Source organism: Campylobacter sp. RKI_CA19_01122, assembly GCF_025771325.1.
GTDB classification, from domain to species: Bacteria; Campylobacterota; Campylobacteria; order Campylobacterales; family Campylobacteraceae; genus Campylobacter_D; species Campylobacter_D lari_D.
This window is the reverse complement of the sequence record NZ_JAKMPZ010000030.1, coordinates 1-606: the sequence shown is the minus strand read 5'-3', so window position 1 is coordinate 606 and position 606 is coordinate 1. Positions and strand designations below refer to the sequence as shown.

1 pseudogene is annotated in these 606 nt (G+C 25.1%); it reads left to right on the top strand.

Going from position 1 to position 606, the window contains the following annotated elements:
- Positions 1–606, top strand: a pseudogene (locus L8U37_RS08115) (ShlB/FhaC/HecB family hemolysin secretion/activation protein); the annotation flags it as partial.

Genomic DNA, 606 nt, shown 5'->3' with positions numbered 1-606 from the left:
ATGGGATTTAATTCTATATTTAATATGGGAGATTATTATAATTTTTACTTACAATCAAGCAATGAAAAACAAATTAACTATGGGGCTAGTTATACTTTCTTTTTAGGAAATTTAAAAATTACTCCAAGTGTATCAAAAGGAAATTATTCTTTAGGTGGAGATTATCAAGAAGTTGGCTTTAGTGGAATTTCAAAAAGTATAGGTATAGACTTTTCTTATCCTGTATGGATTAATACTAATTCATCTTTATACTTTACTTCAAGTATTTATCATAAAACTTTAAATGATAAAGCTTTCGCTTATACACCATTTTCATATATAGCAAATAAAAATTCTAATGTAGGTAGTATAGGTTTAGAAGGTTTATTTAGAGGATTTGAGAATAATACCTTAAGTTATAGTGCTAAGATAAGCATAGGTAAGGTTAATGATGATGGACTTTTTATAGAAGATAATTATTTTAAAAATGAAAGCAAAGGCTTTGGTTGGTTTAGAAAACTCAATGCTAGTTTGAATAATTATTATAGTATTAATGAGTATATTACTCATACTTTAAATATAAACTATCAAAAGGTATTAGGGAATTTTGAATTAGATTCTTCTGAA